This window comes from Streptomyces sp. NBC_00846, assembly GCF_045207325.1.
Lineage (GTDB): Bacteria > Actinomycetota > Actinomycetes > Streptomycetales > Streptomycetaceae > Streptomyces.
On record NZ_CP108846.1, the window covers coordinates 4949711 to 4965017 of the forward strand.

General features: G+C 70.6%; 9 protein-coding genes and 3 pseudogenes. 3 read left to right on the forward strand and 9 right to left on the reverse strand.

Going from position 1 to position 15307, the window contains the following annotated elements; translation table 11 throughout:
- Window positions 1-8: 8 nt before the first annotated feature.
- From OG936_RS22980 to OG936_RS23010, 7 genes are all read right to left on the reverse strand, one after another.
- Window positions 9-722, reverse strand: a complete 714-nt coding sequence (locus tag OG936_RS22980) for a PspA/IM30 family protein (RefSeq protein ID WP_406497101.1) — start codon at window positions 720-722, stop codon at window positions 9-11.
- 157 nt (window positions 723-879) lie between these two features.
- Complete coding sequence (locus tag OG936_RS22985; protein ID WP_406500567.1) at window positions 880-2988, reverse strand: TPM domain-containing protein; 2109 nt, start codon at window positions 2986-2988, stop codon at window positions 880-882.
- Window positions 2989-3253: 265 nt separating this feature from the next.
- Window positions 3254-4744 carry a glucoamylase family protein gene (locus OG936_RS22990; RefSeq protein WP_406497103.1) on the reverse strand — a complete coding sequence of 497 codons (1491 nt, stop codon included), beginning with the start codon at window positions 4742-4744 and terminating at the stop codon, window positions 3254-3256.
- 277 nt (window positions 4745-5021) lie between these two features.
- A complete protein-coding gene (locus OG936_RS22995; RefSeq protein WP_406497105.1) occupies window positions 5022-6224 on the reverse strand; it encodes a glycoside hydrolase family 1 protein in 1203 nt (400 codons plus the stop codon).
- A gap of 89 nt (window positions 6225-6313) precedes the next feature.
- Complete coding sequence (locus OG936_RS23000; protein WP_406497107.1) at window positions 6314-7222, reverse strand: carbohydrate ABC transporter permease; 909 nt, start codon at window positions 7220-7222, stop codon at window positions 6314-6316.
- Window positions 7219-8211 carry a carbohydrate ABC transporter permease gene (locus tag OG936_RS23005; RefSeq protein WP_406497109.1) on the reverse strand — a complete coding sequence of 331 codons (993 nt, stop codon included), beginning with the start codon at window positions 8209-8211 and terminating at the stop codon, window positions 7219-7221. The genes OG936_RS23000 and OG936_RS23005 overlap by 4 nt, the downstream gene beginning before the upstream one ends.
- A 5-nt stretch (window positions 8212-8216) precedes the next feature.
- The gene (locus tag OG936_RS23010; RefSeq protein ID WP_406497110.1) at window positions 8217-9467 is read right to left on the reverse strand and encodes a sugar ABC transporter substrate-binding protein; all 1251 of its coding nucleotides are present in this window, start codon (window positions 9465-9467) and stop codon (window positions 8217-8219) included.
- 263 nt (window positions 9468-9730) lie between these two features.
- Here OG936_RS23010 and OG936_RS23015 point away from each other — a divergent pair.
- Window positions 9731-10701, forward strand: a pseudogene (locus OG936_RS23015) (acetylxylan esterase).
- A gap of 96 nt (window positions 10702-10797) precedes the next feature.
- Here the strand turns inward: OG936_RS23015 and OG936_RS23020 are convergent.
- A complete protein-coding gene (locus tag OG936_RS23020) occupies window positions 10798-11856 on the reverse strand; it encodes a LacI family DNA-binding transcriptional regulator (protein WP_406497112.1) in 1059 nt (352 codons plus the stop codon).
- A gap of 180 nt (window positions 11857-12036) precedes the next feature.
- Between OG936_RS23020 and OG936_RS23025 the strand changes: the two are divergent.
- A pseudogene (locus OG936_RS23025) lies at window positions 12037-12174 on the forward strand (cysteine hydrolase); the annotation flags it as partial.
- An 11-nt stretch (window positions 12175-12185) separates the two neighbouring features.
- Here OG936_RS23025 and OG936_RS23030 read toward each other — a convergent pair.
- Window positions 12186-12341, reverse strand: a pseudogene (locus OG936_RS23030) (hypothetical protein); the annotation flags it as partial.
- Window positions 12342-12665: 324 nt separating this feature from the next.
- Here OG936_RS23030 and OG936_RS23035 point away from each other — a divergent pair.
- The gene (locus tag OG936_RS23035) at window positions 12666-15068 is read left to right on the forward strand and encodes an ABC transporter family substrate-binding protein (protein WP_406497114.1); all 2403 of its coding nucleotides are present in this window, start codon (window positions 12666-12668) and stop codon (window positions 15066-15068) included.
- Window positions 15069-15307 lie beyond the last annotated feature (239 nt).

Sequence of the window (15307 nt, forward strand, 5' to 3'; positions counted from 1 at the left end):
GACCGCCGTCATGACGCTGTTTTCAGGGCGGCGAACCGGGCCTCGACCTCGGCGCTGTCGCCCAGGGCATCCAGCTGCTCGAACTGGGCGTCCAGGGACGACGCGGCGAGCTCCTGCTTGCCCAGCGCCCGCGCCTCCTCACGCCGCACCTTGTCCTCGAACCGGCTGAGCTCACTGGTCGGGTCGAGTACGTCGATGTTCTTGACGGAGTCCATCATCAGGTTCTGCGCCTGGGCGGACTTGGCGCGGGCGACGAGCTCGTCGCGCTTGGACTTCAGCTCCGTCAGCTTGGTCTTCATCTGATCCAGGCCGGACTTGAGCTTGTCCACCACCGCGGTCTGCGAGGCGATGGTCGGCTCCGCGGTCTTCGCCTCCCTCTCCGACTGGAGTTGACGCCCGAGCGCCACCTTGGCCAGATGGTCGAACTTGTCCGCCTCCGCGCCCGCTCCGGCCGCCCGCAGTTCATCGGCCTTGCGGCTGGCGGCGAGCGCCTTGCCGCCCCACTCCTGCGCCGCCTCGGCATCCTCGCGGTGGTCCTGTTCCATCAGCCGCAGATTGCCGATGGTCGCGGCGATCGCCTGCTCGGCCTCCGAGATGTTGGCCGTGTAGTCGCGGATCAGCTGGTCCAGCATCTTCTGCGGATCCTCCGCCTGATCCAGCAACGCGTTGATGTTGGCCTTCGCCAGCTGGGTGACGCGGCCGAGGATGGTCTGCTTGGTCATGGCGCCTCTCCTGTGAGTGAAGTAGCTGAAGTGGGTGAAGTAGCTGAAGTAAGTGAAGTAGCTGAAGTAAGTGAAGTGGCTGAAGTGGGTGAAGTGGTTGAAGTGGACGAATGAATGCGTACGCGTGATGCGCTGAGCCGCGGGCCGTGCCGACCGTTCAGAAGCGGCCGCCGCCGCTCCGCCGGCCACGCGTGCCCCCGCCGCCGAAACTGCCGGGCCCGCCGCCCCCGCCGAACCCTCCTCCGTACCCTCCGCCACCGCGGCCACCCCCGCCGCCCAGGAGCCCGCCGAGGATGATGCCGCCGAGCACCGCGCCGCCGACCCCACCGCCTCCTCCGCCGCCCCGCACATCGCCCGGCCCGCCCCGGCCCCCGTACGACCGCACGTCCTGTTCGGCCAGGCTGCGGGCCTGCCCGGCCAGGGCGTCCGCCTGCTGCGCCTCGGCCAGCGCGCCCTGCGGATCACCGCTCCCGGCCAGTGCACGGGAACGGTCGAGCCGCCGCTGGGCCTCCGCGAGGCGGGTCCGGGCCTGGCTGCCCACCGCCCCGCGGTGGGTGGCGACGTAGTCGGCGGCGGCGGCGATCGCCGAACGCGCGGTGAGCGTCGCCTGGTCCAGGAGGGAACGGGCCCGGCGATCGCCCTGTTCCTGCTCGCGGGCGCCGGCCAGCGCCGCGTCGAGCGCCGTGTCCGCCTCCTCCACCCTGCGCAGCGCGTCGATGGGGTCGTACGGGCCGGCCCGCAGCTCCTCCTTCACATCTGCGAGCACCGACTGCGCGCGGGCGATCCGGCCCCGCAGGTCCGCCGTCGGCACCCCCGCACCGGTGCCTTCGAGCAGCCCGCCCGCATCGGCCAGGTCGGTCTCCATCCCGGTGAGGGCGGCGGGCAACCGGCCCGCCGCCTCCGCGAGTTCGCCGCTGCGGCGGTCCACGGCGTCGACGAGGGTCGTCGCCTGGTCGACGGCGCCCTCGGCGGCCCGTACGAACACCGCTGCCGCGGCGTTGTCGCCGCTGTCCACCGACTGCCGGGCCCGGTTGAGGGCGGAGGTGGTGAAGACGAGCCGGTCCTTGGCCTGTTCGACGGCTCCGGCGACGGGCGCGGCGGCCGACTCCGCGTACCGGCCACGCATCGCGGTCAGGGCGGCCTCGGCGGTGGAGACGCGGCCGGCAAGCGTACGGAAGGCGGTCTCGGCCGTGGCCAGGGCCTGCGGGGCGTTGCGTTCCAGGGCGCGCAGCCGGTCGAAGTCCTCGGACACGGCGTCGAGGCGGGAGCCGGCGTCCGTGCAGCGGCTGATGATCTCGTCCAGCATCCGGCGCCGCGTCGAGTCGTCCTCGGGAATGGCGTCGTCCAGCTGCTGGCGCAACCGGAACGCGGCGGTCAGCTCGCCCTTCGCGTAGCCGACGGCCTCGGTGAACGGGGCCGCGGCCTCCTCCCCGAACTGGGCGGTGGCGAAGCCCAGTTCCTCCTCGCTGGTGCGGACCGCGTCATCGGTCTCCACCAGCGTCTCCTTCGCCCGGGCGTCGAGCTCCGGCAACGGAGTCGGCTGCCGTGGCCCGCCCGGTCCGGCGGAACCCGGTCCCCAGCCGGTCGCGGCGGGCGTGGTGCGGGTCGTGGCCCGCTTCCTGCGCCGGGTGTACGCGTAGCCGGCGACCACTGCCGCCCCGCCGACGACGACCACCGGAAGAATCAGGTCCCCGGTACTCGTCCCGCCGGAATTCCCGGTTCCGGGATCGGGGGTACCGGGTGTGAGCGTCGGTGTGGGCACGGCCTTGCCGGCCAGGACGGCGGAGTACCCGTTCGCGGCGCCGATCGCCGCGCCGGCCCAGTCGTGTTTCCTGAGTGCGGGCTCCACGGCCGTGCGCGCCACGTCCTGGAGCTGGGCGTCGGTGAGGCGTGAGCCCTGCTCGACGGTGTACGCGTACTGCCGGACGTGGGTGGCGACGGCGAACAGGACGTCGTCGCGGCCGAGGCCGTTGCGGTCGGCCGTCGCATCGGCCCAGCTCTGCGCGGACCGGCCGGAGAAGTCCCTTACGTACACGACGAAGAGCTGGATGCGGCGTTCGTCGTACAGCCGGTCGAGTGCTGCCGAGACCTGGTCCTTGCGCTTGCCGAGCGCACCCACCCGGTCGGTGATCTGCCCGTCCCGGGACAGGGTGACGGGATCGTCGGCGCGAGCGGTCAGCGCGGCGGGCAGGGCCAGCCAGCACACCGTCATCAGCACGGTGAGGAGGGCCCGGCCCGGTATCCGGGTACGGCTCACGAGCGGCATCACGTTTGTGAGGCTATGTCCACCCTCGGTGAGCCGCGACCCGGCGACCGGGCGCGGTGGCTGCTCGACGCCGTACACCGCACCATGCCCGGCATCCGGGTGCGGGCCCGGCTCGGCGACAAGCTCGCCACCGGGAGGCCGGACGGGCTGCGCCTGGAGCGTGCCGCGTCTCTACGCCGACTTCGCGGCGCGGGAGGGCGACCGGGCGGCGTACCGGAAGGGCTGGAACCGACCCGTCCCCTCTGGTACGCCGCCGCGCGGCCGGTCAGATGGAGAAGCGCTCCTTGGCGAGCAACGGACGCACCTTCGACTGGAATCCGCCGGTCCGGAAAGGCCGTTGCAGCAGGCCGGGGCGGATCGCCTGGGCCAGTGCGGCGGCGATCATGCCCTGGTCGAGGGCGAGCATGTAGTCACTGACCCGGCCGGTGCCGACGTTGACCGAGTCCCGGAACCCGTATCCGTCGTGATAGGCGCCGAAGTCGCGGTCGAGCGCCCGCAGGTTGGCGACCGCCTCGTCCGGCGCGTAGGGCAGGGCGAGGAAGGAGGCGTGCGGAGTGACGACACCGTTGGTGAATGCCGAGGCGGGCGGCAGCGGCGCGCCGTCCTCGGTGTACGTCCGGTCGGTGTTGGAGGCGTATCCGTCGACCTGCATGCCGATCGCGTCGACGCCGTACTCCTGGTACCCGCCCTCGGGGATGTTGGCGGGGGAGAAGCCCCAGTACCCGTACTCCGCTTCCTCCATGCCGTGCTCGATCTGGCTGCGGACGTAGCGCGCGTGCGTGAGGCCCCAGGACCGCGGCGACCACTCCGGCTCCGGCACGAACAGCGGCACCATCAGGGCCTCGAACATCGAACCGCCCCAGGTGGGCACGATCTTCCGGCCGCGGTGCGTGTAGTGCCCCTGCCAGACCCGTACACCGTCCATGGCGACGTAGCTGCCCCCGGGGTGCTGCTCCTGCCCGTGCTCGGGGAGCATCGTGCGCAGCATGTGCCAGTAGTGCTCGGAGGGCAGCGAGCCGTCCGCGATGCCGAGGTAACTGGCCATGCGCGGCTCGGTGTTGAGCGCACCGTAGTGATGGCCGGTGAACTCCTCGGTGTCGGTCCAGGCCCCGCCGCGCAGCTGGCCGGGGCCGGCGACGGGGTCGGCCGGGTCGTACGGCGTGTAGTAGTAGGACCAGTCGGCGGTGGCCAGGATGCGGGCGATGCGGGGGCGAAGCGCCGGCGAGGCGTCGGCGGCGATGCGCAGACCGGCGACCAGCCAGGCGTTGTCGACGGAGGAGAGGAACGGGCGCACCGGGTCGCCGGTGCCGGGCCACTGGGTCAGGACCGAACCGTCGTGCGCGTCGTACCAGTTGAGCCAGAAGCCGTGATGGCGCTCCAGCTTCTCGACGGCCCGGACGGTGTGCTCCAGCCTGCGTTTCATCGTGGCGTCACTGATCACGCCGAGCCCGGCCGCGGCGACCGTCGACCAGAGGCCGCAGCCGATGTTGGTGGGCGAGGTCTGGCGCGACTGGACGGGGGCGCCGGAGCCGCTGACGTCGATCTTGTCGGTGGCGAGACCGAAGTCGGTCGTCATCGCCTCGATAGAGCGGTACGTATCGCGGAACCAGCGCATGAGCAGTGGTGTGCCCGCGCCTTGCGCGGGCACCGAGGACTGCGTGAGCTGTGCGGCGCCTGCGGAAGGCACGGCCACGGCTCCGAGGGACAGGGCGGCAGCCCCTGTTCCCGCGGCGGTGAGAAATGTGCGACGGTCCATCAGAATCCCTCGAAGAAGAGCCACCGACTGTGGGCGGTGGGCGGATTTCGTTCGTCGGTCGTAACTGAAGGGCGTGGGGCGCCATGCTGTGTACGGCACCCGCGTGGGCGCCGCACACGGGCGGGGCTGGATACGTGCGGCGCCCACGCGGGCGATGGGCCTGTCCGGCGGATAGGGCCGGACAGGGCCCGGCTGTACGGGTACCGGCGTCCGTCAGGTATCGCCGGTTCCCGTACGGGCGGGAGCGGTCAGGTCGCTCCCGGTCGGGGGGCCGACGTCAGTCGGCGATGCGCGGCAGCGCGCGCGTGCGGCCCATCTCGCCCAGCCAGACGGCGGACGGCTTGGGCAGGCGCTCGAAGGTCTCCGGGTCCCAGCCGATGAGGCCGAAGGTCGGCTTGTAGGAGCCCCACTCGTAGTTGTCGAGCGCGCTCCAGGCCAGGTAGCCCTGGATGTTCAGGCCGTCCTGGAGCGCGGACGCGACCTCGTTCAGCGCGCCGGTGTAGTAGTCGACGCGGCGGCTGTCGTCGTCGGTCGCGATGCCGTTCTCGGTCACGATCAGCGGCACGTCGTTGCCCAGGACCTCGGCGGTGTGGCGCAGCGCGTAGCCGACCGCGCAGGGGTAGTACTCCCACTGCGTGAGGGTGCGCTCGACGCCGTCGGCCGTCGGAATCGGGCCCTCGGGGCCGATCTTGGTCCGGGTGTAGGACTGCACGCCGATCCAGTCGTCGCCGCGGGCGGCCTCGATGAAGACGTCCTCGCGGGGGTGACGGTAGGCCGCGGTGACCTCCTCGGCGCCGGGCAGGGCCTGGTAGACCTGGTTGGCGATGGTCCAGCCGACCTGGATGGCCGGGTTGATCGCCCGGACCTCCTTGACGGCCGCGTGGTGCGCGGCGATGACGGCCTCGGTGGTCTCGTCGTCGGGGGTCGGCAGACCGGCGGGCGGGAAGCTGTTGTCGCCGCGCTTGGCCTGGCCGGCCATGACCGCGATCATGTTCGGCTCGTTGATCGTGCAGACGTGGCCGACGCCCTCGGCGATCACCGGTGCGCAGGCGGCGACGTAGCGCGCGAAGAGCTCGGTCGCGCCGTCGGCGGTCCAGCCGCCGCGCGCCTCGAACCACTGCGGCACGGTGAAGTGGTGCAGCGTGATCATGGGGCGCAGGCCGCGCTCGATGGCGCCCTCGACCATGCGGCGGTAGTGGGCGAGCTCGGCGCGGGAGAAGCGGCCCTCGGCCGGCTCGATGCGCGCCCACTCGATGGAGAACCGGTAGTCCGTGAAGCCGAGGCCGGCCAACGTGTCCATGTCCTCGTGCCAGCGGTGGTAGCTGTCGCAGGCGTCCAGGCTCGGCTCCTGGATGTGGGTGCCCGCGGCGTGCTCCTTGACCCACCAGTCGCTGTTGGTGTTGTTGCCCTCGATCTGGTGGGCGGCCGTGGAGGCACCCCAGAGGAAGCCTTCGGGGAACGGGACCTGGGTGTGAGTCATCGCAAACTGTCTTTCTGGTGCGTTGAGGGGTGTGGCCGGCGGAGTGCGGGGTGCGGCCTCGTACGTTTCGGGTGGGGCGGCCGGGCGGGCTACTTCATGCCCGCAGTGGCGATGCCCTGGGTGAAGTGCCGCTGGAGCGCGATGAAGACGACCAGGACCGGCAGCACGATCAGGAAGGACCCGGCCATCAGCATGCCGTTGGATCCACCCGCCTTGTTGGGGTCGGTGGCGAAGGTGGCCAGCGCGACCGGAAGGGTGTACTTGTCGGGGTCGTTGGTCGCGATGAGCGGCCAGACGAAGTTGTTCCAGGAGCCCAGGAACGTGAAGATCGAGAGTGTCGCCAGGGCGGGCTTCACCAGCGGCATCACGATCCGCCAGAAGATGTACCACTCACCGGCGCCGTCCATCCGGGCCGCTTCCAGCAGCTCGTCCGGGATCGACTGCATGAACTGCCGCATCAGGAAGACACCGAAGGCTCCGGCGGCGAACGGCAGCACCAGACCCGCGTACGAGTCGATCAGGTGCAACTTGCTCATCAGCACGAACAGCGGCAGCAGCATCAGATTGCCGGGCACCATCAGGGCGCCGAGAACCAGGCCGAAGATCTTGTTGCGTCCGGCGAAGTTCAGCTTGGCCAGGGCGTACCCGAGCATCGAGCAGAACACCAGGTTCGAGACGGTGACCAGCACCGCCACGATCACCGAGTTCATGAAGTACAGCGGCAGATCGAGCTTGTCGAGCAGGTTGCGGAAGTTGTCCAGCGTCCACTCGGTCGGGATCCACACCGGCGGGCTCGCGGTCAGCTCCTGCGACGTCTTGAACGCCGAGAGGGCCATCCACAGGAACGGCGCCGACATGATCAGCAGACCGAGGGAGAGCAGGACGTAGACGAGGACGCGCTTCGGGTTGCGGGCCTTCTTCGCGCCGGACTCCGGTGCGTCCTGGGGCTTCTTCGCCGGCGCCGTCGAGACGGCGCCCGGTGCACTGGTGGCGCTCATTTCGTGTTGTCCTTCAGCAGTCGGAGCTGCAGCACCGTGATGCCCATGATCACTACGAAGAGGACATACGCCATGGCACTCGCATAGCCCATGTGGAAGAAGTTGAAGCCCTCGCGGTACATGTTCAGCGAGACGGTGAGCGTGGAGTCCGAGGGACCGCCCTGGGTCATCACGAACGGCTCCTCGAAGACATTGAGGTAGCCGATGGTGGTGATCACCGTGGCGTAGAGCAGCGTGGGCCGCAGCAGGGGCACGGTGATGCCCTTGAACTCCTGCCAGGCACCGGCGCCGTCCAGCCGTGCGGCTTCCCGCACTTCGGTGGGGATGGCCTGCAGACCGGCGATGAAGAGCACCATGACCGTGCCGAGGTTGCGCCAGACCGCCATCGCGATCATCGAGGGCATGGCGAGTGTCTCGGAGCCCAGGAAGTCGGGCGAGGTGAGGCCCACTTCGGAGAAGAGCCCCGCGACGAGCCCGTCGCTCGGGTCGAGCACGAACCGCCAGACCACGGCGACCGCGACGATGGTCGTGACCACCGGGGCGTAGAAGCCGACGCGGAAGAAGGTCCGCGCCCGGTCGATGCCGTTGTTCAGCAGTACGGCGACGACCAGCCCGAGGAAGATCGTCAGGGGGACGCCGACCACCACGAAGTACGCCGTGTTGAACAGCGACTTGAGGAACTTTTCGTCGCTGAAGAGATTGACGTAGTTCTCGAAACCGATGAAGTTCGCGTCCAGCGGGCGCGTGACATTGCGCAGCCCGAAGTCGGTGAAGCTCATCACCAGCGTCGCGAGGATCGGGAACGCCATGAAGACGAGGAAGAGGACGAGGAAGGGGGTGGAGAACAGCCAGCCGGCCAGGTTCTGCACGCCCATCGACGACTTCTTGCCACCCCGGCGGCGCTTGGGCCCGGTGGCCGGGGACTCGGAAGCCCCCGGCCCGGCCTGCACCGTGGCCGACACCGCGGCCTTTGAGGTCATGGTGCGCATGACTCCTACTTCACAAGGCCTTCGATTTCGGACTGGGCCGTCTTGAGCGCGTCCTCGGCGGACGCCTTGCCCTGGGTGACCTTGGCGATGGCCTGGTCGACCTTGTCGGTGATCTCGGTCCAGTTGGACAGCGACGGGGAGGCCTTGGCGGTGTCCATCTGCTTCTTGAAGACCTGGAGGTTCGCGTCGTCGGCGAGGTCACCGGAGGTCCAGGCGGACGTGTTGGCCGGCAGGTCCTTGGTGCGCTTGTACCAGTCGGCCTGGCCCTTGGTGTCCGTCAGGTACTTGATGAACTCGGTGGCGGCGGCCTTGTGCTTGCTGTCCTTGGAGATGACCAGGGAGGAACCGCCCGCCATGGAGCCGGAGGCCTTGTCGGCAGGCACATTGGCCACCGCCCACTTGCCCTTGATCTGCGGCTGGCCCTCGTTCAGCAGGGTGACGTGCCAGGGGCCGCCGAAGAACATCGGGACGCGGCCGTTGCCGAAGTCCTTCACCACGTCGTAGCCGGGCTGCACGGACTTGTTGGAGAGCCCCTTGTCGAAGTACGAGCCGTACTCCTTGAGCGCCTTGACGGCCTCGGGGCTGTCGATGACGACCTCGCCCTTGTCGTTGACGATCTCGCCGCCGGCCGAGTACAGGAAGGAGTAGAAGTTCTGCACCGTGTCCAGGCCGCTCGGCTGGATGGACAGGCCCCACTTGGTTCCGGCCTTCTTCTGGTAGGCCGTGGCGAGGTCCTGCATCTCCTTCCAGTCGGTCGGAGCCTTGGTGACGCCGGCCTTCTCGGCCAGGTCGGTGCGGTAGTAGAGCACGCGGGTGTCGACGTACCACGGCACGCCGTACGCCTTCCCGTCCACCTCGCCCTGCTGCCAGCCGGACTGGAAGAAGTCCTTCTCGTTGAACGTCTTGGTGTCGACCGGCTCCAGAACGCCGAGCTCGGCGAACTCGCCCAGGTAGCTGCCGCCCATCTGCGCCACGTCCGGCAGGGTGCCGGCGGCGGCCGCGGAGACCAGCTTCTGGTGGGCGACGTCCCAGCCGACCGGGGTCACCTTCACGTTCACGTTCGGGTTGGCCTTGGTGTACTCCTTGGCCACATCCGCGAGCTTCTCGCCCTCGGCCCCCATGGCCCACACGGTGAGCGTCTGCTTCTTGTCCGCGGCGACGCTGTCGCCGTCGGAACTGCCGCACGCGGTGACACCGAAAGTGAGCGCGGCTGCTACTGCGATACCGACCGTGGCGGTTCTGGCGGTGCGGGGCATGGAGGGCTCCTCCTTGAGCAATCCGAATGTATGCGCTGCCTGTAAGCGCATACATCACTCTGCGGCAGGTGTTCGGGAATCCGCAAGAGGGTGCTAGGTCACACTCGTGCAACGTGCCGGACATCTGAATGTTCAACTTGGCACGGTAAGCGCGAAGTTTAAGGAATTGGTAATGATGTGACCGATTTCGCGTGGTTGATCCGTGAGATCGGCGGTCTGTACCGGCATGGGCGGGGCGCCGCACGGGCGATATTGTCGTGATCATGGCTTCGTTCGCGCACGACTTCCCCTTCGATCCGGCCTACGGGCGCACGCTCGACGACCTGCTGCGCATCCCCACGCCCGCCGCCCCGGACGACTTCGACGCCTTCTGGCGGGCCAGGTACGAAAAGGCCCGCGAGGTCGCCACGGAGCCGGAGCTCGGCCCGCTGGAGGAGGTGCGCGACGGCGTACGGATCCACGGGGTGACCTTCACCTCGGTGGGTGGTATCCGGCTCGGGGGCTGGGTCGCGCTGCCCGCCGAGGGGACCGCGGAGTACGGCTTCGTCATCGGACACGGCTACGGCGGACGGCAGGAGCCGGGCCCGATGTGCCGCTGCCGTTGCCCCGGGCGGCGGCGATCCTGCCGTGCGTACGGGGCATGGGGGCGCGGGGCCTGCACCCCGGCATCCCGGACGTGGCCGACGCGCACGTGCTCCACGGCATCCAGTCGCGCGACACCTACGTCATCGGCGATTGCGCGGCGTCGGCGCTGCACGAACTGGTACCGGAACTGGCTCCGGGGGCGGGCGCCCCACCGCTCGGGTACCTCGGGGAGAGCTTCGGCGGCGGGCTCGGCGCGCTGGCCCTGCCCTGGGACGACCGGTTCGGCGCCGCGCAGCTGACGGTGCCGACCTTCGGCAACCATCCGCTGCGGCTCACCCTGCCGTGCGCCGGGAGCGGGGAGGCGGTGCGGGGCCACCACCGGGAGCACCCGGAGGTCACGGAGGTGCTGCGGTACTTCGACGCCGCCACGGCCGCGACGCGGCTGGAGCTGCCCACGCTGGTGGGCGCGGCGCTCTTCGACCCCTCGGTGCCGCCGCCGGGGCAGTTCGCCGTGCACAACGCGCTGGCGGGTGAGCGCGAGCTCCAGGTGCTGAGCGCGGGGCACTTCGCGTACGAGGGGCTGGCGGCGCAGACGGCGGAGCTGCGGGCGGCCCGACGGTGGTTCTTCGGGGCGCGGCCGGGGCGGTGAGGCGGGGCGGGGCGGCTGTGGGGTTGCGGCCCTTGCCGCCCCTGGCATCGCACCTCGGGCTCGACGTGCCGGACGGGCTCGAGCGCGCCGCCCTCGTCAGCCGCAGCCGCAGCTCGCGCGGCGGATCACCGAGACCGGAAGCATGAGCGACACCGGCTCGCGCCCGCTGTCGCCCAGTCGCTGCACCAGCAGCTCGACGGCCTGCGCGCCGAGCTGTCGTATGGGCTGCCGCACGGTCGTCAGCGGCGGGCGTACGAGCCGGCTCAGCGGAATCCCGTCGAACCCGGTCACGGCGATGTCCTCGGGGACCCGGACCCCGCGCCGCTCCAGTGCGCGCAGCGCGCCCACGGCCATCTGGTCATTGGCGAACAGCATCGCCTGCGGCCGTTCCCCGCCCCGGTCGAGCAGCGCGTCCGTGACCCGGAGGCCCTCGGCCTGGGTCATCATCGTGGCCCGCACGGCCGGGGCGTCCGGCACCGGAAGCCCCGCGTCGCGGCACGCCTCCTGGAAGCCCGCGAACCGGGCCTCGGCGTCCGGGGAGTTCGCCTCCCCGCCGACGAAGGCGAGACGGCGCAGCCCGTGGTCCTCGATCAGGTGCCGGGTGAGCGCGCGCTGCCCGTCGGCGTTGGCGACGACGATGTGGTCGAGATGGTCGATGCCGCGCGGGCCCGCCAGCATGACCACCGGCAGCCGTCGCGAGATCACTTCGAGATCGGCGGTCGGGACGGTGCCGGCCAGGACCGCGAATCCGTCCACCCGGCCTGCCACGTTCGCGACGAGACTCTCCGGACCGCCCTTGAGCGAGGCGGCGATCAGCAGGGCGTAGCCGTGCTGCCGGGCCGCGCGCTCCATGCCCCGGATGATCTGGTCGGAGTAGAGCATGAAGGCGTGGTCGTCGTCCTCGTCGGTCGCGGCCGCCTCGTTCTCGGTGTCCGGGTCCGAGTAGTCGGGGAAGCAGAGGCCGAGCACACCAGTGGTGCGGCTGGCGAGTCCGCGGGCGCTGCCGCTCGGTACGTAGCCCAGTTCGCGGGCCGCCTCCAGGACCCGCTCGCGGGTCTGGGCGCGCACCGAATCGGGGGTGCGGTAGACCCGCGAGACCGTGGCAATGGAGACGCCCGACCGCTCGGCGACGTCGTACACCGTTGGGGCACTCACTCGACCGACCGTCCGCTTCTTCTTCCGTACCCAAGCACCTGCTGTTGCACGTACCACCCTCTTTTGAAAGCGCATTCACCCTAGATCGCGGGCCGCGTGACGAGCAAGACCGTCGCGGTTCCTGGCTGGAAAATAGACAGGCAACCTTGCAGGGCGACCTGTGCACCTTCTACGTCGAAGCACGGGTGCCACGTCACCGTCGCCACGGACGCGGTCACCGACACGGACGCCGACGCCCACCGCAACAGCGTCGAGAAGATCTTCCCGCGCCTCGGCGAGACGGGCACCACCGAGGCGGTCGTCGAGCTGCTGGGCTGAGCGGGATGCGGCATGTTCCGCAGGTCCAGGGCGAGGTGCCGGCCCGGGTTGAACTGCCGGTGCCCCTCGACGGCGGCGCGCCTTACCCGTACCCGCAGCGCGGCCGGCTTCTCCAGGGCCTGTTCCATCTCGGGCGCCCGCCGGATGATGCCGACCAGGTCGTCGAGGCAGTGCTGACTGGCCGTCAACTCTTCGTGCTGTGACATGACTTGCTCTCACTTCCGCGGTCGTGGGCGGTCATGTTCATGCGCCTGAGGGTGTCGCGCGTCACACCCTCGCCGGGAAGGGTGCGGGCCCTTCCGGTCTCCCGGGGTCAGCTCCGCCGCGCGGGTGAGGTTTCGGAGGTGTTGCGCCGTGTCTGCACCGCCTCTCGCGCGGGGGCGCCTTCAGTGGACGGACGGAATCGGTGTGATCAGCTGCAAATGTCACTAAAAAGCACATTCGGTCCATCCCGGTGCGGGTGGATCGGGCCGGCCTCGGAGGTATCAGCCATGTCCCACGTCGGCGTCCCGCGGGGGACGGCACGAAAGCGCCGCTCGCTCGCGCTCCTCACGACGGGCGTGCTGACGCTCCCCGTGCTGGCCGGTTGCACCTCCGACGACAGCGGCACCACCGCCGCCGCGGCACCCCAGGACATCGCGGTCGCGGCCCGGAACCTGGTCGCGGCGGGCGGTACGGCCACCTGGGCGATCGATGCCGTGCCTACCACTCTCAACGCCTTCCAGGCCGACGCCGACGGCGCCACCACCCGCATCACCGGCGCCCTGCTGCCGACGCTCTTCCCGCTGGACGCCCAGGGCAGGCCGCAGCTCGACGCCGACTATCTGAAGTCCGCGAAGGTGGTCGAGCGCGAGCCCAGGCAGGTGGTGCTCTACCGGCTCAACCAGCGGGCGGTGTGGAGCGACGGCCGGGCGATCGAGGCGGCGGACTTCGTCGCCCAGTGGCGGGCGCTGAACGGCGAGGACTCGGCGTACTGGACCGCCCGCAACGCCGGCTACGACCGGATCGAGAAGATCGAGCGCGGCGCCGACGGGCAGGAGGTGCGGGTCACCTTCGCCAAGCCGTACGCGGACTGGCGCTCGCTCTTCTCCCCGCTCTACCCGAAGGAGGTGACCGGCACCCCGGGCGCCTTCAACGACGGGGCGCGGACCACGCTCAAGGCCACCGCGGGACCGTTCCGGCTGCGCGGCGTGGACCCGAAGGCCGGCGAGGTCACCCTGGAGCGCGATCCACGCTGGTGGGGGAGACCGGCCAAGCTCGACACGCTGGTCTTCCGGGCCGTCAAGCTGCAGGACCGCACCCAGGCGCTGACCGAGGGGAAGATCGACGTCGCGGACATCGACGCCACGGCGGCACAGCGCATCGTGCAGGCGGGCCGGGACAAGGGCGGGAACGGGCAGCCGCTCGCCCAGGGCCCCGGCTCCGGGACCGGCCCGGCCGCCGCCCTGCGCTCCTGGGCCGAGGCGCACGGCTCGGACGAGACGGCGGCGGCGGCCGCGCAGGCGGCCAGGGAGAAGAACCGGGCAGCCGCCCAGGCGTACGCGGCCGAGCAGGGCAAGCTGCGCGCGTTCGTGGTCCGCAAGTCGCTGGGGCCCGCCTACACCCAGCTCGCGCTGAACGGCGAGTCCGAGCCGCTCGCCGACGACCGGGTACGCCGGGCGGTCGCCCGGGCCCTGAACCGCCAGGAGCTGGCCGACACCGTACTCAAACCCCTCGGCCTGCCCGCCGCACCGCTCGGCAGCCACGTGGCCCTGGCCGGGCAGCCGGCGTACAAGGACAACAGCGGCGCACTCGGCGGGCACGACACCGACGAGGCGCGGGCGCTGCTGGCCGACGCGGGCTGGACGCGGGAGGGCGCGGTCAAGAAGCCGGACGGCACCAAGGCGGGCAGCGAAGCCGGGAAGAAGGGCGCGAAGGACAAGGACGCTGCCGGGAAGGACGACAAGGCGGCCACACCCGAAAAGCAGGGCAAGCCCGACGACAACAAGCCGGTCACCGGAACCGACACCGACACCGACGGCGGGAGCAAGCCCGACGACAACAAGCCCGACGACAGCAAGCCCGACGACAGCAAGCCCGGTGACAACAAGCCCGGTGACAGCAACGGGTCGCGCAACGCCCCCCAGGTCCTCGCCCCCGCCTCCGCAGCCGCGGTCCACGGCGCCGCCCTGCTGCGCCAGGCCGGCCGCCTGGCCTGGACCGGCACCGCCGAGGACGCCGCCGCCAAGGTCGCCGGCCAGGACAAACAGCCGGACGGCGCCACCGGTGCGTACGCCCCCATGGGCACCGCGGCCCCCGCCCAGGCCCCCGACGCGCGCCGCGGTCCGCTGGGCAAGAACGGCAAGACGTTGACCCTGCGCTTCGTCCTGCCGTCCGGTCCCGGGTCCGAGCCGTTGCGCGCGGTCGGGGCCAGGATCTCGGCGATGCTCGATTCGATCGGCATCGGCACGTCGATCACCAAGGTCGCCGACGACAACTACTTCAAGGACCACATCGCCTCCGGCGACTACGACCTGGCCCTGTACTCCTGGCCCGCCACCGCCTACCCGGCGACCGACGACCGCCCGATCTTCGCCAAGCCCGTGCCCGCCACCGACGGCTCGCTGACAGTCGAGCAGAACTACACCCGCGTCGGTACGGACCACATCGACCAGCTCTTCGACCAGGCGGCCGCGGAGCTCGACGAGGGGGCCGCCCGGGATCTGATGAAGCAGGCGGACGCCCGGATCTGGGCCGCCGCCGGATCGATTCCGCTTTACCAGCGCCCGCAGCTCGTGGCGACGAACAGAAAGCTGGCGAACGTCGGCGCCTTCGGCTTCGGGTCACCCCACTACCAGGACATCGGCTTCAAGAAGCCGCAGTCCGCCGGAGCCCCTGCGGGCAAAAAGAAGTAGCAGGTCAGACCGGAACCGGAAGCTCAGAACTGACTCAAGTCCCTTGCCCACCGGACTCCTCGGCGGGCAGGCTCGGGTACCAGCCGGACCCGAGCCGAATGCCTCGCCCACATGCCCCCCACGGGATCTTGCGGAGCCCCACCGATCCCCCCACGGATCCCTCCGCATCCCCCTTGTTTCCGCCCTCGGCATCCCCTTTTCACACCCTGCGCGCCCACCCGGCGCAGTCCGGATACCGA